Annotated in this window: 16 protein-coding genes and 1 pseudogene; 9 read left to right on the top strand and 8 right to left on the bottom strand. The window is 72.4% G+C overall.

Translation table 11 applies throughout. From position 1 onward, the window contains the following. Positions 1-68 precede the first annotated feature (68 nt). Both NT8_RS01230 and NT8_RS01225 read left to right on the top strand, forming a co-directional pair. Positions 69-1,217, top strand: coding sequence for a S1 family peptidase (locus NT8_RS01230; RefSeq protein ID WP_067963075.1), 1,149 nt, complete (start codon positions 69-71; stop codon positions 1,215-1,217). Positions 1,218-1,492: 275 nt separating this feature from the next. Beyond that, positions 1,493-2,830 (top strand): MFS transporter, encoded by a 1,338-nt coding sequence (locus tag NT8_RS01225; protein WP_394326554.1) that lies wholly within the window; start codon positions 1,493-1,495, stop codon positions 2,828-2,830. Positions 2,831-3,135: 305 nt separating this feature from the next. Here the strand turns inward: NT8_RS01225 and NT8_RS01220 are convergent, their stop codons facing one another. Next, entirely contained in the window at positions 3,136-4,056 is a 921-nt protein-coding gene (locus NT8_RS01220) for an NAD-dependent epimerase/dehydratase family protein (protein WP_067963071.1), read from the bottom strand. 651 nt (positions 4,057-4,707) lie between these two features. Here NT8_RS01220 and NT8_RS01215 point away from each other — a divergent pair. Next, complete coding sequence (locus NT8_RS01215; protein ID WP_067963067.1) at positions 4,708-5,082, top strand: DUF3054 domain-containing protein; 375 nt, start codon at positions 4,708-4,710, stop codon at positions 5,080-5,082. A 160-nt stretch (positions 5,083-5,242) separates the two neighbouring features. On the opposite strand, the gene NT8_RS01210 is transcribed toward NT8_RS01215, so the two are convergent. Beyond that, positions 5,243-6,205 (bottom strand): SDR family NAD(P)-dependent oxidoreductase, encoded by a 963-nt coding sequence (locus tag NT8_RS01210; RefSeq protein WP_067963063.1) that lies wholly within the window; start codon positions 6,203-6,205, stop codon positions 5,243-5,245. A gap of 112 nt (positions 6,206-6,317) precedes the next feature. On the opposite strand from NT8_RS01210, the gene NT8_RS01205 reads away from it, so the two are divergent. The 3 genes from NT8_RS01205 to NT8_RS01200 all read left to right on the top strand — a co-directional run bounded on the left by NT8_RS01205 (position 6,318) and on the right by NT8_RS01200 (position 8,178). Then, entirely contained in the window at positions 6,318-6,917 is a 600-nt protein-coding gene (locus NT8_RS01205; RefSeq protein WP_067963060.1) for a TetR/AcrR family transcriptional regulator, read from the top strand. A gap of 369 nt (positions 6,918-7,286) precedes the next feature. Further along, a complete protein-coding gene (locus NT8_RS31150) occupies positions 7,287-7,421 on the top strand; it encodes a hypothetical protein (RefSeq protein ID WP_281203366.1) in 135 nt (44 codons plus the stop codon). Positions 7,422-7,515: 94 nt separating this feature from the next. Then, complete coding sequence (locus NT8_RS01200; RefSeq protein WP_067963057.1) at positions 7,516-8,178, top strand: TrmH family RNA methyltransferase; 663 nt, start codon at positions 7,516-7,518, stop codon at positions 8,176-8,178. Positions 8,179-8,181: 3 nt separating this feature from the next. On the opposite strand, the gene NT8_RS01195 is transcribed toward NT8_RS01200, so the two are convergent. The 3 genes and pseudogenes from NT8_RS01195 to NT8_RS31420 all read right to left on the bottom strand — a co-directional run bounded on the left by NT8_RS01195 (position 8,182) and on the right by NT8_RS31420 (position 9,692). Further along, positions 8,182-8,508 carry a DUF397 domain-containing protein gene (locus NT8_RS01195; RefSeq protein WP_067963054.1) on the bottom strand — a complete coding sequence of 109 codons (327 nt, stop codon included), beginning with the start codon at positions 8,506-8,508 and terminating at the stop codon, positions 8,182-8,184. A 14-nt stretch (positions 8,509-8,522) separates the two neighbouring features. After that, entirely contained in the window at positions 8,523-8,849 is a 327-nt protein-coding gene (locus NT8_RS28240) for a DUF397 domain-containing protein (protein ID WP_084468551.1), read from the bottom strand. Next, positions 8,782-9,692: pseudogene (locus NT8_RS31420) on the bottom strand (helix-turn-helix domain-containing protein). Before NT8_RS31420 ends, NT8_RS28240 begins: the two are co-directional and overlap by 68 nt. A 256-nt stretch (positions 9,693-9,948) precedes the next feature. Here NT8_RS31420 and NT8_RS01175 point away from each other — a divergent pair. Further along, on the top strand, positions 9,949-10,437 hold the full coding sequence (locus tag NT8_RS01175) for an ATP-binding protein (RefSeq protein ID WP_067963043.1): 489 nt from the start codon (positions 9,949-9,951) through the stop codon (positions 10,435-10,437). A 128-nt stretch (positions 10,438-10,565) separates the two neighbouring features. On the opposite strand, the gene NT8_RS01170 is transcribed toward NT8_RS01175, so the two are convergent. From NT8_RS01170 to NT8_RS01160, 3 genes are read right to left on the bottom strand one after another with little or no spacing between them, the layout of a single operon-like run. Further along, complete coding sequence (locus tag NT8_RS01170) at positions 10,566-11,312, bottom strand: succinate dehydrogenase/fumarate reductase iron-sulfur subunit (protein WP_067963040.1); 747 nt, start codon at positions 11,310-11,312, stop codon at positions 10,566-10,568. Then, positions 11,309-13,249 (bottom strand): fumarate reductase/succinate dehydrogenase flavoprotein subunit, encoded by a 1,941-nt coding sequence (locus NT8_RS01165; RefSeq protein ID WP_067963037.1) that lies wholly within the window; start codon positions 13,247-13,249, stop codon positions 11,309-11,311. The genes NT8_RS01170 and NT8_RS01165 overlap by 4 nt, the downstream gene beginning before the upstream one ends. Next, positions 13,250-13,960, bottom strand: a complete 711-nt coding sequence (locus NT8_RS01160; protein ID WP_084468549.1) for a succinate dehydrogenase cytochrome b subunit — start codon at positions 13,958-13,960, stop codon at positions 13,250-13,252. Between the two features lie 79 nt (positions 13,961-14,039). Here NT8_RS01160 and NT8_RS01155 point away from each other — a divergent pair, with 79 nt between their 5' ends. Further along, the gene (locus tag NT8_RS01155; protein ID WP_067963150.1) at positions 14,040-14,984 is read left to right on the top strand and encodes a LysR family transcriptional regulator; all 945 of its coding nucleotides are present in this window, start codon (positions 14,040-14,042) and stop codon (positions 14,982-14,984) included. 560 nt (positions 14,985-15,544) lie between these two features. After that, a complete protein-coding gene (locus NT8_RS01150) occupies positions 15,545-16,363 on the top strand; it encodes a hypothetical protein (RefSeq protein ID WP_067963034.1) in 819 nt (272 codons plus the stop codon). Positions 16,364-16,429 lie beyond the last annotated feature (66 nt).

The raw sequence follows: 16,429 nt of genomic DNA, 5'->3' as shown, positions 1-16,429 counted from the left end.
ATCCACGTTGAGTCCCCGCTCGTTAACGCGGGTCCCGCCCTTGCCACACCGAAGAAAGGGCAGGCACTGTGCGAAAGTCCCCCCTTGCCCGAGCGCTGGGCGGCTCCGCCCTCGCGCTCGGCCTGGTCGGCGGCGCCGTCGCCGTGACGACCGGCGCGGCCACCGCCGCCGCCGACACCACGCCGGAGGTGGCGGCCGAGCAGCTGACCGCGCTCCAGCGCGACCTCGGCCTGACCGAGGCCGAGGCCACCGACCTGGTGGCCCAGGAGGCCGAGGCCCGCGCGATCGACGCCGACCTGCGCTCCGCCCTGGGCGACGCCTTCGGCGGCAGCCGGTTCGACATCGCCACCGGCGAGCTGACGGTCGCCGTCACCGACGCGGCCGCCGCCGACGACGTCCGCGCGGCCGGCGCCGAGGCCCGGGTCGTCACCCGCGGCGAGGACGCCCTCGACGCCATGGTCGCGGACCTGAACGCCGAGGGCGCCACCCTGGACGAGGGCATCGCCGGGTGGTACCCCGACACCGCCTCCGACACCGTGGTGATCACCGCCCTGGAGGGCGCGACCGCGGCCGCCGAGGAGTTCGCCGCCGCAGCGGGCGTGCCCGCCGACGCGGTGACGGTCGAGGAGACCGACGAGGAGCCGCGGCTCTACGCCGACATCGTCGGCGGTGACCCCTACATCATCGACGGCAGCGGCCGGTGCTCGGTCGGCTTCGCGACCACCACCGGCTTCGTGACCGCCGGCCACTGCGGCGAGACCGGCACCCCGGTCGGCACCCAGGACGGCAGCGGCACCGGGACCGTGACCGGGTCGGTCTTCCCGGGCAGCGACATGGGCGTGGTCGAGGCCGACGGCAACTGGACCCCGGTCGCGGCGGTCAACGACTACGCGGGCGGCACGGTGGCCGTCGCCGGTTCGGCGGAGTCGCCCGAGGGCGCGTCCGTCTGCCGCTCCGGCTCCACCACCGGCTGGCACTGCGGCGTGATCGAGGCGCACAACCAGTCGGTGTCCTACCCCGAGGGCACGGTCTCGGGTCTGACCCAGACCGACGTCTGCGCCGAGCCCGGCGACTCCGGCGGCTCGTGGCTCAGCGGCGACCAGGCGCAGGGCGTCACCTCCGGCGGGTCGGGCGACTGCACCTCCGGCGGGACGACGTACTTCCAGCCGGTCAACCCGATCCTGGAGGAGTTCGGCGCCACGCTGCTGACCGGCTGACCCGGTCCGGCCCTCCCTGACCACCCCGGCGCCTCCGCGTGAGGCGCCGGGGACTCGCGCATCGGAGCCGGTGCGGAGCGCGAGGCCGGCCGGCGTGTCCCTGCCCCATCCATCCCCTTGCGCGCCGGCCGGCGGCGGGGCGGGTCCGGACGGCCGCACGGGAACGGCGGAACACCTCCCACGTTCGTCCCACATGGTGGACACTACGTCTCGCATGCCAGTCGACCGGGCGTACTATGAACCGGTTGAACTTCGCAAAGCGGGAGGTAGCGGACGTGTCAGTGCAGGAATCCGCCGGGGAACGGGACCCCGAGGCGCCACCGGTGAACCGCCCGGCGCGCGTCATCACCGCCAGCCTCGTCGGGACCTCGATCGAGTTCTACGACTTCTACGTCTACGCGACGGCCGCGGTCCTCGTCTTCCCGCACCTGTTCTTCCCGTCCGGCGACGACACCGCCGCCACCCTCCAGTCGCTGGCGACGTTCGCGATCGCGTTCGTGGCCCGGCCGGTCGGTTCCGCGCTCTTCGGCCACTTCGGCGACCGCATCGGGCGCAAGGCCACCCTCGTCGCCTCGCTGCTCACCATGGGCGTGTCGACGGTGCTCATCGGCCTGCTGCCGACCTACACCGCGATCGGCGTCATCGCCCCGCTGCTGCTCGCGCTGTGCCGGTTCGGGCAGGGGCTGGGCCTCGGCGGGGAGTGGGGCGGCGCCGCCCTGCTCGCCACCGAGAACGCGCCGCGCGCCAAGCGCGCCCTGTACGGGACGTTCCCCCAGCTCGGCGCCCCCATCGGGTTCTTCCTGGCCAACGGGGTGTTCCTCACGCTGTCGGGCACGCTCTCCGAGGAGGCGTTCCTCGCGTGGGGCTGGCGGGTGCCGTTCCTGCTGTCGGCCGTGCTGATCATCGTCGGCCTGTGGGTGCGGCTGAGCCTGCACGAGACCCCCGCGTTCGCCAAGGTCCTCGCCTCGGGCGGGCGGGCGCGCACCCCCGTTCTGGAGGTGTTCCGCACCAGCACCCGCTCCATCGTGCTCGGCACCCTCATCATGGTGGCGACCTACGTGCTGTTCTACCTGATGACCGTGTTCACGATGTCCTACGGCACCAGCCCCGACGGCCTGGGCTACGCCTACACCGAGTTCCTGGTGCTGCTGCTCATCGGCGTGGTGTTCTTCGGCCTGCTGACGCCCGTCGCCGGGCTGATCGCCGACCGCTACGGCCGCCGCTCCACGCTCATCGTGATCACCGTCGCGATCATCGTGTTCGGCGCCGCCCTCGGGCCGATGCTGGGGTCCGGGTCGACCGTGCTGGTGCTGGCGACGCTGGTCATCGGGCTGTCCCTGATGGGGCTCACCTTCGGCCCGATGGGGGCGCTGCTGCCCGAGCTGTTCCCGACCAACGTGCGCTACAGCGGGGCGTCCATCGCCTACAACCTGGGCGGCCTGCTGGGCGCCTCCCTCGCGCCCTACGCCGCCACCTGGCTGGCCGCCGAGTTCGGGCTGTGGGCGGTGGGCGGGTACCTCATCGTCGCGGCGGTGATCACCCTGGTGGCCCTCCTGCTGGCCCGCGAGACGCGCGGCACCTCCCTGGACGACGTCACCGCCGGCGCGGCCTGACCCGCCGGGGGCCCGGGGCGTGCGGCGCCCCGGGCCCCCGCACGGCCGCTCCCGAGGGCGGGACCCGTAGGACGCCGACCGCGACCGGCCTCAGAGGCGGGAGGGTCGAACAACGGTCGATCCCGCCCCCGACGCAGACCGTCGGCGCGGGAGGACACGCCGCACCCCGGCCGCGCGGCGGACTCACGAGCCCGTTCGCCCGCCACCGGCTCGCCGCCCCGTTCGTGGGAGCGGGCGCGGGACCACCGGGGCGGCGGGCACGAGAACCGGCGACCGGCCCGCGCCGACACCGATGGACGCCTCTGTCAGGCCGCCGACGCGGGGAAGCCGGTGCGCCAACTCGGCCACCGCGGCCGCCACCCCCGCGAGCGCGCGAGCGCGTTCGACGCGCCCCGCTGCCAGCCCGCCGCGCCGCTCGCGGGGGCGGGCGCGGGGACGCCGAGGGCGCCGGCGAGGACGGGCAGCCATTCACGCGCCGCCGCCGGTTCGTCGTCGACCACGTTGACCGGACCGGCGGGCCAGTCGAGAGCGGCGACCGCCGCCGCGGCGGCGTCCTCGACGTGCACGAAGGAGCCGACCGCGTCGTCGGCGGCCAGGCTGCCCAGGAAGGGCGGGCCCGGCTCGCCCGCCAGCGCGGCGGCGACCGCGCCGCCCGGCGCGTACCAGGTGCCCGGCCCGTAGAGCATGCCGTAGCGGAGGACCACCCCGATGTCGGCCCCGTTGCCGATCCCGGTGCCAGATCCGGTGCCGGCCCCGTTGCCGAATCCGAGGACCGCCTCCTCCAGCTCCGCGACGGCGGCCACCATGCCGGAGCGGGGCGGCTCCGCCCCGATGTCCAGCGGCTCCCCCTCCTCGGCCGGGCCGGTGCCGGGCGCGTAGGCCCAGGAGATGGACTGGGCGATCACCCGTCCGGTGCCCGCCGCGCGGGCCGCGTCGACCAGGTTGCGGGTGCCCTCGCGGCGCAGCCGGGCGTTGGCGGCGCCGTCGGCGCCCGCGAGGTCGGTGAGCTGGTGGACCACCGCGTCGGGGGCGGCCTCGGCCACCACCCGGTGCAGGCCCGCGCGGTCGAGGGCGTCGGCCCGCACCCCGCGCGCCCCGAGGGCGCGCACCCGCTCGGCCCCGGCGTCGGAGCGCGAGGTGCCCGTCACCTCGTGCCCGGCGGAGACGAGCATCGGCACCAGCAGGCGGCCGACCGCACCGGTCGCACCCGCCACGAGGACGCGCATGGCGACCCCTTTCGATCATGGATTCCGCGGCCCCGTGCCGCGCGACCGCCCCAGGCTAGACCCGCCGCCCCGGCACGCGTGAGCCGACGCCGACCCCCGGCACAGCGCCTCGGACACCCCGCCGGAGAGCGCCCGTCCACCCGGGTCCACCCCACCGGCGCCACCCGTCCCGCACCCCGACCCGTCGCCGGCCCCGCCACCCCGACCCGTCGCCGGCCCCGCCACTCCAACCTGTCGCCGGGCTCGCCGCCGTCTCCACCCCCATGGCCCCGGCCGGCGAACCGCCCCACGGAACCACGCCCGGCCGAAGAACCACCCCCACCACACGGCCGAGCAGCGCCCCGCACCGGGACCACCACTCCCGAAGCCCCTCCGCCCCACCGGCGCCACCGGCCCCGCGCCCCGACCCGGAACCGGGCCCGCCACCGTCTCCACCCCCATGCCTCCCCGGCCAGCGGACCGCGCCCACAGAGGCACGCCAGGGCCGAAGAACCACCCCCACCACGCCACCGGGCAGTGCCCCGCTCCGAGACCATCGCTCCCGGAGCGCCGCCGAACCGGTTCCCCGGCCCACCGGTCCGGGCGGCGTCCGCAGCGGGGCGGCCCGACCCTGGTCGCAGCGCCCCGGAGAGCCCCCTTAACCTGGGCGGTATGCGTTCCGTTCCGGTCCCCGTCGCCGCCGCCATCGACGTCGTGTGCGTCCTCGCGTTCGTGGTCATCGGCCGCGCCAACCACGCCGAGGGGCTGACCCCGGCCGGGATCGTCGACACCGGGTGGCCGTTCGTCGCCGGGCTGGCCATCGGCTGGGTGGTCGCCACGGCGTGGCGGGCCCCCGCCCGGGTGGTGCCCTACGGGGTCGGGATCTGGGCGATCACCGTCGCGGCGGCCCTGGTGCTGCGCGACGTCGCGGGCGAGGACACCCCGCTGTCGTTCGCCATCGTCACCACGCTCTTCCTGGCCGCCACCCTGCTGGGCTGGCGCGGCGTCGCCGCCCTGGTGCTCCGCCGCCGCACGCCCGCCGCCTGAGCCGCCGGGGCGCGTCGACCACCGGGCGCTCCCGGGCCGTCCCGCGTCACGCCCACGCGGGACGGGGCGCCCGCCCACCGCCCGGGTCGCCGGGCCGCCGGGCCGGCACGGGCGGCCGGGCCGCCGGCTCCCCTGCCCCGCACCCCGCCCGATCACGGGCTCACCCGCCGAGCAGCGCGCGGACGGCCGCGCGGGCGCGGTCAGGGTCGTCCAGGGCGCCCATGGCGCGGAGCAGCGGGGCCTCCGGGTCCTCCAAATCGGTAGCGGCCAGCGCCTCGGCCAGCGTGTCGACCGTCCACGGCCGGTCCGCCGCGACCTCGCCGCGCACGCTCCACCCCTGGGCGACGCGCACCGTGCGGTCGTGCACCTGGAAGACCTGGCCGGTCAGCGGGCAGTCGGCGGACGCCAGGTAGGCCACGAGGGCGGAGCTGGCGCGCGGGTCGAAGGGGTCGTGCCCGTCCGCGCGCGGCCCGGCCGCCATGCCCGGCACGTCGCGGGTGAGCCGGGTGCGGTGCGCCGAGGGCGCGTAGCAGTTGACCCGGACCCCGTACCGGCGCAGCTCCAGGGCGGCCACCGTGGTCAGCGCGGCGACGCCGGCCTTGGCCGACGCGTAGTTCGCCTGCGTCGGCAGCGGGGTGAACAGCCCCGACCCGGACGCCGTGGTCACGATGCTGCGGTCCGCCGCGTCCCCGGCGGCGTGCCGGCCGCGCCAGTACCGCCCGGCGGCCTGGGCCACGGCGAACGTGCCGGTGAGGTGCACGCCGAGGACGGCGTCGAGGTCGGCCGGCGTCATGTCCAGGAACGGGGCGTTACGCAGGATGCCGGCGTTGGCCACGACGGCGTGCAGGTCGCCGAACGCCTCGACGGCGGTGGCGACCACCCGCCGGGCGCCCTCGTGGTCGGCGACGCTGTCGGTGCTGGCGACGGCGGTGCCGCCCGCTGCGGTGATCTCCGCGACCACGCGGGCCGCGACGCCGGGGTCGCCGCCCGACCCGTCGGGGGCCACCCCGGGGTCGTTGACGACCACGGACGCGCCCTCCGCCGCGAAGTAGCGGGCGTGCTCGCGCCCGATGCCGTTGCCCGCTCCGGTGACGACGGCGATCCGCCCGTCCAGGTGCCCCATGGTGTCCTCCCGTTGTGGTGCGCCGCGGCGCGGCGCAGGACCCCGAGAAAAACACAGTCACTGCAAAAATGCAATGGATGCATTTACGCAGTGAATGCCGTAGGCTGCCGACATGGCGGAGGTGGAACAGGGCTGGCGGGAGCGGAAGAAGGCGCGCACCCGGCGGGCGCTCATCGAGGAGGGCCTGCGGCTCTTCCTGGAGCAGGGGTACCAGGAGACCCGGGTCGACCAGGTCGCCGCGGCGGCGGGCATCGCCCCGCGCACCTTCTTCGGCTACTTCGCGGGCAAGGAGGACATCGTCTTCGCCGACACCCCGGCCCGCCGCGAGCTGGCGCTGCGGGTCATCCGCGAACGCGCGCCCGGCGACACCGTCGACACCGTGCTGCGCCGGGTGGTCCGCGAGACGTTCGCCACCGACCCCGGCGACCTCGACCTCCTCGGCCTCACCCCCGAGCGGATGCGCCTGGTCGCGGCAACGCCCGACCTCCAGTCGGCGGCGCTGCGCCTGCTCCGCGCCACCGAGGCGGCGCTGGCCGCCGAACTCGCGGCCGCGTTCCCCGAGGAGCTGGACGAGGTCGCCGCCGCCATGGTCGTCGGCTCCCTCGTCGGCGCGGTCATGGGCGCCACCGCCGCCGCCCTCGGCCGCGGCGACCCCCCGGAGGCCGTCCGCACCGCCGCCACCCGCGCCGTCACCCACGCCCTGCGCCCCTGAGCCACCCCGCCCCGGTATCCCCGGGGACGCGTGACCGGTCGTGGCCGGGTCGTGGGGGTGGGGAAGGCGGTGCGGAGCCGGTCCGCGCCCGCGCGACCGGAGCACCCCCTACCCCGGGAGCCCTCCATGGTCGATGAGTTCACCCTCACCGTCGCCGCCGCCGTCGCCGGGAAGGTCGCAGGAGTCGCTGACCGAGGGGGCGCGGGTCGCCGTGAAGCGGTTGCGGGGCGTACTGCGCACCCGCTTCGCCGACGCCCCTGACGCCCGTGCCGAGCTGGAGGCCGCCCGCGACGACGACGGGGAGGACCCGGTCCTGGTCAGCGAGCTGGCCGGGCACCTGGCCGCCGCCGAGGAGGCCGACCCCCCCAGGTGCGCCGCCTGCTGGCCGACCTCCGCCCGCACTTCACCGACGCCTCCGGGCACGTGGTGAACACGGTGTACGGCGACGTGTCGGGCACGCTGATCCAGGCCCGCGACATCCACGGCGGCATCGAACTGCGCTGACCCGCCCGTCCCGCCTCTCCCCCGCGCCTCCCGATCGAGGTGGCGGGGAGGTCACCGGCGCAGCGGGCGGGCGGGCGCGTTTAAGCTGGGGCCGGTGAGCAAGAAGTCCGTTTCTCCCGCAGCCGCCGATGACGGCGACCTCGCGCGCCCCGAGGTCGGGGTGGGCCCGTGGGAGGGCCCGTGGCCCGAGGACGGGCGCTACGACCCCGAGCTGCTGGCCGGGGGCGACCGGCGCAACGTCGTGGACCGGTACCGGTACTGGCGGCACGACGCGATCGTGGCCGACCTCGACACCCGCCGCCACCCGTTCCACGTGGCCGTCGAGAACTGGGAGCACGATTTCAACATCGGCTCGGTGGTGCGGACGGCGAACGCGTTCGGCGCCGAGGCCGTGCACATCGTGGGCCGGCGGCGGTGGAACCGGCGCGGGGCGATGGTGACCGACCGGTACCAGCACGTCCACCACCACCCCGACACCGCGTCGCTGGTGGCGTGGGCGGAGGAGCGGGACCTCCCGGTCATCGGCGTGGACAACCTGCCCGGGGCCGTGCCGCTGGAGATGTACCCCCTGCCGCGCGCGTGCGTGCTGGTGTTCGGCCAGGAGGGGCCGGGGCTTTCGGAGGAGGCCCGGAAGGTGTGCCGGGCGGTGCTGTCGATCGCCCAGTTCGGTTCGACCCGGTCGATCAACGCGGGCGCGGCGGCGGCGATCGCCATGCACGCCTGGGTCCGCGCCCACGTCTTCGACCAGAGTGTGTGACCTCTACAGGACGCCGGACTTCACCTCACGCAGGAACGACGCCCACTCGGTGGCGGGGAAGCCGAGATGCCCGAGGTCCCGGTTCTGCGTGTCCCGGACGAGGACCGACCGATCCTCTTCGGCGACCTCGATGCAGTTCCCACCGCTGGCACCGCTGTGACTGGACTTGCGCCAAGAGGAGTCACACACGCAGAGGGCATCCGCCACCTCGACGCAGGCGCCGGTGTCACCCCCGCTGTAGGTGGATTTACGCCACCCGACTTCCACGCAGTTGCCCCCCTGGTTGCCGCTGAAACTGGACTGACGCCAGGTCAGAAGGCCGTGGCCCATTGCGATGCTCCTCCTTACAGGCCCCCGTTCTTCACCTCACGCAGGAATGATGCCCACTCGGTGGCGGGGAAGCCCAAGTGGCCGAGGCCCCGGTTCTGCGTATCCCGGACGAGGACCGACCGGCGCCCCTCGGCAACCTCGACGCAGTCCCCGCCCTGGTTGCCGCTGTGGCTGGATTTGTGCCAGGTGGCGTCGCACGCGCAGAGGACATCCGCCACCTCGATGCAGGAATTGGCGTCGCCCCCGCTGTAGCTCGATTTCCTCCAACCGACCTCAACGCAGTTGCCACCGTTGCCACTGCTGTAACTGGACTTGTGCCAGGCGAAGCCGCCGGCGTTCATAGGGCTTCCTTCCGTACGCGGATGAACTCGGCAGAGTACCCGGGGACATCGCTTCGGATTGAAGGGCGGAGAAGATCGCCGTGCAGTGGCGTACCGCTTCGTCCTGGTCCGACAGCACGCCACCCAGCGCGTGCTCCGTGTACACGATCGTAGGACGGTCATCGAAGCTCATGATCCGGATGGCTCCCGCCAGGCCGGGATGCAGAGCCGTGGCGTTCGGCACGATCTGGAAGCGGATGGCGTACTCATCGACCAGCTTCAGCAGGAAGTCCAACTGATCTCTCATCACTGCTGTGTCGCCTGTGACCCGATCGATGACGACCTGGTCTATAACGAACCAACTGAGCGGCCGATCAGGGGCGGCAAGGAGGTCCTGCCGACTCATGCGCGCGCGAACCAATTCCTCGACCTGGCAGACGACGCCCACGGCTGCGCCGGTCGAATCAGAGCGCGCGCGTAGTCCTCCGTTTGCAGCAGGCCCGGCATCACGACCATCTGATACTCGCGTATCTCGATCGCCCGTCGCTCAAGAGCCAGTGCTCCCTGGAACCAGTCGGGATGAGCAGGGCTCGTATTCAGCGAATCCCAGATTCGGAGCAGCTTTCCCTTGGCGTTGAGAGTGACGTCGATCGCCTCCGCGTGGTCCCTTTTTGCGCCTTTTCTGCCAAGCTCGATACCACTCAGCATGCTCTGACTCAGGGGGATCGATTTAGCGAGGTGTTCCTGCGACATACCCGTCTGCAGGCGAGCACGTCGCACTTCTCCGCCGAACCGAATCCAGGCGGGAGGATGCTTGACCACGGTTCCATCACTCCCTAGAACCAGGTGATTACTGATCACCATACTGAACCACAGAAGTTCGCAGCAAGGAGATATCCCTGGAGAACTGCAGCCTGGTAGTGGAGTGTTGCATCACTGCCGACCGAACGGCAGCGGCCCCGCCCGGCGTTCGCCGCGCCGGACAGGGCCTTGATCCGACACCTGATTGGCCAGGCGAGGAATCCATGCATCACGCTACTGCACAAATGCGGCATCCCCGGACGGCTTCGCGGCGTGCGGCGCGAATTCGGCGTTATGTCCTGTGGACGGGGGCGACCCGATGAGCGCCTACACCGCTCCCTTCCCCGGCACGCTCGACAGCGTCGGCCGGGCCCGCCGGTGGACCGTCGCCATGCTGCGGGCTACACCGAACACCGACGTCCCCGCCGAGGTGATCGAGACCGCCGAACTGCTCGTCAGCGAGGTCGCCACCAACGCCGTCCGGCACACGCTCAGCGGCGCCCCCGGCGGCGTCTACGGCATCTCGCTGCACGTCGGTCGCGGCCTGCTCCGGGCCGACGTCACCAACCGCGCGGCGCTGCCCGGCACCCGGATCGCCGCCCGCCCCGCCACGTTCCACCGCGAGGGCGGCCGGGGCCTGATCCTGGTCGACGCCCTCGCCCACGCCTGGGGCGTCCTGCCCACCGGGAACGGCGTCCACTTCACCCTGCGGTGGGACGCCCCGCCGGGCCCGATGCCCCCGCTCGCCCCGATGGTCGAACCCGCCCCCGACAGCCTGGCCGCGCGGTGGCTGCGGCTGCTGTCCTGACCATCCCCAACCCCCGTTCCGGGTGTACGCGCGGACCCCGGGAACGGGAAAGGCCGGGCCCTCCCCCAAGGTGAGGGGGGTGGAGGGCCCGGCCGTCCAATCCGCAACCGGCGGAACGGGGGGGCGGGTTACGCCTTGCCGCTCGCCAGGGCGCCCAGGAGGTCGCGGTTCAGCTGCGAGATGGTGTCCAGCGGGATGCCCTTCGGGCAGACCGCCGCGCACTCACCGATGTTGGTGCAACCGCCGAAGTCCTCCTCGTCGTGCTGGTTGATCATGTTCACCACGCGGGCCTGCCGCTCCGGCTGCCCCTGCGGGAGCATGCCGAGGTGGGTGACCTTGGCGGCGGTGAACAGCATGCCCGAGGCGTTCGGGCACGCCGCCACGCACGCGCCGCAGCCGATGCAGGTCGCGGCGTCGAACGCGCGGTCGGCGTCGGCCTTGGGCACCGGCATGGCGTGGGCGTCGGGCGCGGTACCGGTCGGGGCGCTGATGAACCCGCCGGACTGGATGATCCGGTCCAGCGCGCCCCGGTCGACCACCAGGTCCTTGATGACCGGGAACGCCTTGGCCCGCCACGGCTCGACGGTGATCACGTCGCCGTCGGAGAAGCTGCGCATGTGCAGCTGACACGTGGTGGTGCGCTCCGGCCCGTGCGCGACGCCGTCGATGACGACACCGCACGCGCCGCAGATGCCCTCGCGGCAGTCGTGGTCGAACGCCACCGGGTCCTCGCCGGCCAGCGTGAGCTTCTCGTTGAGGACGTCCAGCATCTCCAGGAACGACATGTCCGGCGACACGTCCTCGACCTGGTAGGTGACCATCCGGCCCTCGTCGCCGGGGGCCTTCTGGCGCCAAACGCGCAGGGTGATGTTCACTTGTAGCTCCGCTGCTTCATCTCGACGTACTCGTATTCCAGGGCTTCCTTGTGGAGCACCGGCTGCTCGCCCGTCCCGGTGAACTCCCACGCGGCGACGTAGGCGAACTCGTCGTCGTGGCGCAGCGCCTCGCCGTCCTCGGTCTGGGACTCGGCGCGGAAGTGCCCGCCGCAGGACTCGCGGCGGTGCAGGGCGTCGATGCACATGAGCTCGGCCAGCTCGAAGAAGTCGGCCACCCGGCCGGCCTTCTCCAGGGCCTGGTTCAGCTCGTCGTTGGTGCCGAGGACCTTGACGTTCTGCCAGTACTCGTCGCGCAGCTCGCGGATGCGCTCGATGGCCTTGCGCAGGCCCTCCTCGGTGCGCTCCATGCCGCAGTAGTCCCACATGATGTGGCCCAGCTCCTTGTGGAAGGAGTCGACCGTGCGGGTGCCCTGGATGGACAGGAGCTTGTCGATGCGGGACCGCACCGCCGCGACCGCCTCCTGCGCCTCGGGGGTGCTGTCGTCGACCTTGGCGAACGGGCCGGCGGCGAGGTAGTCGTTGATGGTGTTCGGCAGCACGAAGTAGCCGTCGGCCAGGCCCTGCATGAGGGCGCTCGCGCCCAGGCGGTTCGCGCCGTGGTCGGAGAAGTTCGCCTCACCGGTGACGAACAGGCCGGGGATGGTGCTCTGCAGGTCGTAGTCGACCCACAGGCCGCCCATGGTGTAGTGGACGGCCGGGTAGATGCGCATCGGAACCTCGTACGGGTTCTCGCCGGTGATGCGCTGGTACATGTCGAACAGGTTGCCGTACTTGGCCTCGACGGCCGGGCGGCCCATGCGCTTGATCGCGTCGGCGAAGTCCAGGTAGACGCCGAGCCCGTTCGGGCCGACGCCGCGCCCCTCGTCGCAGACGTTCTTGGCGGCGCGCGAGGCGATGTCGCGCGGCACCAGGTTGCCGAACGCCGGGTAGATGCGCTCCAGGTAGTAGTCGCGCTCGTCCTCGGGGATCTCGCGCGGGTCGCGCTCGTCGCCGTGCTCCTTGGGCACCCAGATGCGGCCGTCGTTGCGCAGCGACTCACTCATCAGGGTCAGCTTGGACTGGTAGTCGCCGCTGACCGGGATGCAGGTCGGGTGGATCTGGGTGTAGCACGGGTTCGCGAACAGGGCGCCCTTGCGGTGCGCCCGCCACGTGGCCGTGACGTTGCTGCCCATGGCGTTGGTCGACAGGAAGAACACGTTGCCGTACCCGCCGGACGCCAGCACCACGGCGTCGGCGTAGTGGGTCTCGATCTCGCCGGTGACCATGTCGCGGGCGACGATGCCGCGGGCGCGGCCGTCGACCACGATCAGCTCCAGCATCTCGTGCCGGGTGTTCATCTCGACCGAGCCGGCCGCCACCTGGCGCTCCAGCGCCTGGTATGCGCCGATGAGGAGCTGCTGGCCCGTCTGGCCGCGGGCGTAGAAGGTGCGGGACACCTGCACGCCGCCGAACGAGCGGTTGTCGAGCAGGCCGCCGTACTCGCGGGCGAACGGCACGCCCTGCGCGACGCACTGGTCGATGATCTCGACGCTGACCTGCGCGAGCCGGTACACGTTGGACTCGCGGGAGCGGAAGTCGCCGCCCTTGACGGTGTCGTAGAACAGCCGGTAGATGCTGTCGCCGTCGTTGCGGTAGTTCTTCGCGGCGTTGATGCCGCCCTGCGCCGCGATGCTGTGCGCGCGGCGGGGGCTGTCCTGGTAGCAGAACGACTTGACCTGGTACCCGGCCTCGCCGAGGGTGGCGGCGGCCGACGCCCCGGCCAGGCCGGTGCCGACGATGATGACCGACAGCTTGCGGCGGTTCGCGGGGTTGACCAGCTTCGCGGAGAAGCGGCGCTTGTCCCAGACCTCCGCGATGGGCCCGTCCGGGGCCTTGGTGTCGCGGATCGGGTCGCCCTCGATGAAGAGTTCGGTCATTTAGCTCACCAGCCCGAAGAGAACGGAGAACGGCGGGAGCAGGAAGCCCACCGTGATCAGCGCCGCGATGGCGGTCGAGGCGTTGCGGAGCGCCCGCTGCCGGCTCGCCCGGTTGGCGCCGAGGGTGGACAGCGCGCTGAACACGCCGTGGCGCAGGTGCAGGCCGACGGCCAGCATCGCGACGAGGTAGCTCAGCGTCACCCACCAGATCTGGAAACCGTTGACGACCCGCTGGTAGGCGCTGTCGGAGGCGCCGCCCGGGGCGATGTCGTTGGTCGTGAGGTGGAGGATGTGGTAGATCACGAAGAGGATGATGATCACGCCGCCCCAGCGCATGGTCTGGGTCGCGTAGCGGCGCGACGGGGTCTGCGCGCTCTTCTTCACCTGGTAGCGCTGCCCGGCGGGACGGGCCTTCTTCGCGCGGTTCCAGAGGACGAAGGCCGCGTAGGCGTGCACGAGGACCGCCGCCAGGAGGACCACGCGCACGATCCACAGGAAGCCCTCGTGCGGGAGCATCGGCTCGCCGATCTCGCGCAGATGGTGTGCGTAGGTGTCGAAGGTCGTCTGACCTCCGAAGATCATCAGGTTGCCGTACATGTGCACGATCAGGTACAGAACGAGGATCGCTCCGGAGGCCGCCATCGCGTACTTGAGGGCCACCGAGGACCTGAACGCCTCTGATCGCTGCTTGGTCAGGGTACTGTTCGCCACAACCTGTCACTTTAGGACTTGATAAACGCGGCCGTCTAAGTCATAGGAACGCTGGTGACCATAGCCGTAGGCTATGGGCATGCAGTTCCAGCAGCTGGCCTACTTCCTCGCGGTGGCCGAGACGCGGCATTTCACCCGCGCAGCCGAGCTTTCCCGCGTCGCACAGCCGTCGCTGAGCAAGCAGATCCGGGCCCTGGAGGAGGACCTCGGGGCGCCCCTGTTCCGCCGCGCCCGGGGAAATATCACACTCACCCCGGCCGGCGAGGCCCTGCTCCCGCTGGCCCAGCGCATCCTCACCGACCTGGAGACCGCCCGCCGCGAGGTGCAGGAGCTGGCGGGGATGCGGCGGGGCCGGGTCCGGCTGGGCGCCACCCCCTCGCTGTGCGCGGGGCTGCTGGCCGACGCGCTCGCCGGGTTCCACGGCCGGTTCCCCGGCATCGAGTTGCAGGTGGAGGAGAGCGGGTCGCGCGACCTCATCCGCGCGCTCGGCAAGGGCGAACTCGACCTCGCCCTGATCATCCTCCCGCTGCAGAGCAGCGACCCCGCGTTCGTCACCACGCCCATCCTGCGGGAGAACCTGGTGGTGGTCAGCGCGGCCGGCGCCCCCTCCCCCGCCGTCGACGGGGCGTCCATGCGGATCACCGAACTCCGCGACCGGCCGCTGGTGATGTTCCGCCGCGGCTACGACGTGCGCGAGGCGACGCTGCACGCCTGTCGGGCGGCGGGGTTCGAGCCGCACCTGGCGGTGGAGGGCGGCGAGATGGACGCGGTGCTGCGGTTCGTGGAGGCGGGGCTGGGCATCGCGGTGGTGCCGAGCATGGTGCTGAAGAACCGGCCGGGGCTGCAGGGGGTGCCGCTGGCGCGGCCGCGGCTGCTGCGCACGATCGCGCTCGCGCACCGCAAGGACGTCGACCCCTCGCACACCGCCAAGGCGTTCCGCCGCCACCTGATGACCTACCTGACCCACCTGACGCGCGACGAGCTGGGCGAGGACCTGGAGGTCATCGCGCCGCTGACGGCGTGAGGGCCGGTGGGGCCGGGCCGGCACATGGGCCAGGGGGCCGGTGGACCCGGATGGGACGCGGATCACCCGGCGCGCGGAACGCGGTCGGACCGAATTCGCCGCCGTTTCCGATAGATTCCGCAAATGAAGGCTGGGCTTACTTTCCCGCTCGGAAAAAGCGACGCATCAGCCCCAACCGCCTCAATGTCACCATCATTCACATTAGGCACATAAAACACTTTTCCCCCACAAGGGAATAAACCGCTCGGTGCGCATTCCCGAGAGTGGCATTTTTCACATCCATTTCGCGTAAATTTCTTGCTGTTATCGTGATCGCCCCGGCCTAACGTGGCTTCCCTGAGCCGTCCGCGCCATTTCCGCGCGGTGCGGATCGGCCCGTCCGCGCCGGCGGCACGGGGCCAAACACGCGACGATCCAGCCGGTCCGCCTCGCGGGCCGGGTGCACTGCGGAACGCGGCCGGCCCGCGCGGGCGAATCGGCGGAACGCGGGGCGGAGCGCGACCCCGCGCACCGAGGCGATCCACCGGACCGGTCTCCGCCCGAGATGGAGACGCCGGGAAATGACATCGACGCTGCCCCCGCCGGAACGCTCCGGCCTGAAGCGCGCCCGAATAGCACAACGCACGTTCCGCACCGACCGCTGGTGGGTCGGCCCCCTGCTGACCACCCTGGGGCTGGCCACCTTCGTCATATACGCCACCGCGCGGGTGTTCCAGCAGGACCACTACTGGGTGGCCGAATACCACTACCTGACGCCGTTCTACTCGCCGTGCCTGTCGGCGTCGTGCGCGCCCGGGTCGGCGGTGTTCGGGACCCTCCCGTTCGAGTTCCCCTGGTTCCTGCCCTACGCGCTGGTGAGCCTGCCGTTCCTGCTGCTGTTCCGGTTCACCTGCTACTACTACCGGAAGGCGTACTACCGCTCGATCTGGCAGTCCCCCACCGCCTGCGCCGTCCGCGAACCGCACGCCCGCTACACCGGCGAGTCCCGGTTCCCGATGATCGGCCAGAACCTGCACCGCTACTTCTTCTACATCGCGGTGCTGATCTCCCTGGTGAACACCTACGACGCCGTGGTCGCGCTGCTGCACGGCGCCGACGGCGGCTTCGGGCTGGGCGTGGGCAACCTGGTGCTCATCGTCAACGTGGTGCTGCTGTGGGCGTACACGCTGAGCTGCCACTCCTGCCGGCACGCGTTCGGCGGGCGGCTGAGCAGCTTCGGCCGCCACCCGGTGCGCTACCGCCTGTGGACGTGGATCTCCGCGCTCAACACCCGGCACATGACGTTCGCCTGGATCACCCTCGGCACCCTCATGCTGACCGACCTCTACGTCGCCCTGGTGGCCAGCGGGACGGTCACCGACCTGCGCATCTACAACTGACCCCCTCCCGACGCGGACGCCACGGCGGCCGCGCGCCCGCCGCGACGGGGCGCCCGGCACCGCGAG

The organism is Nocardiopsis trehalosi NBRC 14201 (assembly GCF_001552555.1).
In the GTDB taxonomy this organism is placed as follows: Bacteria; Actinomycetota; Actinomycetes; order Streptosporangiales; family Streptosporangiaceae; genus Nocardiopsis_B; species Nocardiopsis_B trehalosi.
Note: the sequence above shows the minus strand (reverse complement) of the source record. Positions and strands in the feature narration are given on the sequence as shown.

Coding starts and splice junctions, on each gene's coding strand:
- NT8_RS01220 (WP_067963071.1), bottom strand. CDS start 4,056: ATGCGCGTCCTCGTGGCGGGTGCGACCGGTGCGGTCGGCCGCCTGCTG.
- NT8_RS01215 (WP_067963067.1), top strand. CDS start 4,708: ATGCGTTCCGTTCCGGTCCCCGTCGCCGCCGCCATCGACGTCGTGTGC.
- NT8_RS01210 (WP_067963063.1), bottom strand. CDS start 6,205: ATGGGGCACCTGGACGGGCGGATCGCCGTCGTCACCGGAGCGGGCAAC.
- NT8_RS01205 (WP_067963060.1), top strand. CDS start 6,318: ATGGCGGAGGTGGAACAGGGCTGGCGGGAGCGGAAGAAGGCGCGCACC.
- NT8_RS01195 (WP_067963054.1), bottom strand. CDS start 8,508: ATGGGCCACGGCCTTCTGACCTGGCGTCAGTCCAGTTTCAGCGGCAAC.
- NT8_RS28240 (WP_084468551.1), bottom strand. CDS start 8,849: ATGAACGCCGGCGGCTTCGCCTGGCACAAGTCCAGTTACAGCAGTGGC.
- NT8_RS01175 (WP_067963043.1), top strand. CDS start 9,949: ATGAGCGCCTACACCGCTCCCTTCCCCGGCACGCTCGACAGCGTCGGC.
- NT8_RS01165 (WP_067963037.1), bottom strand. CDS start 13,249: ATGACCGAACTCTTCATCGAGGGCGACCCGATCCGCGACACCAAGGCC.
- NT8_RS01155 (WP_067963150.1), top strand. CDS start 14,040: ATGCAGTTCCAGCAGCTGGCCTACTTCCTCGCGGTGGCCGAGACGCGG.
- NT8_RS01150 (WP_067963034.1), top strand. CDS start 15,545: ATGACATCGACGCTGCCCCCGCCGGAACGCTCCGGCCTGAAGCGCGCC.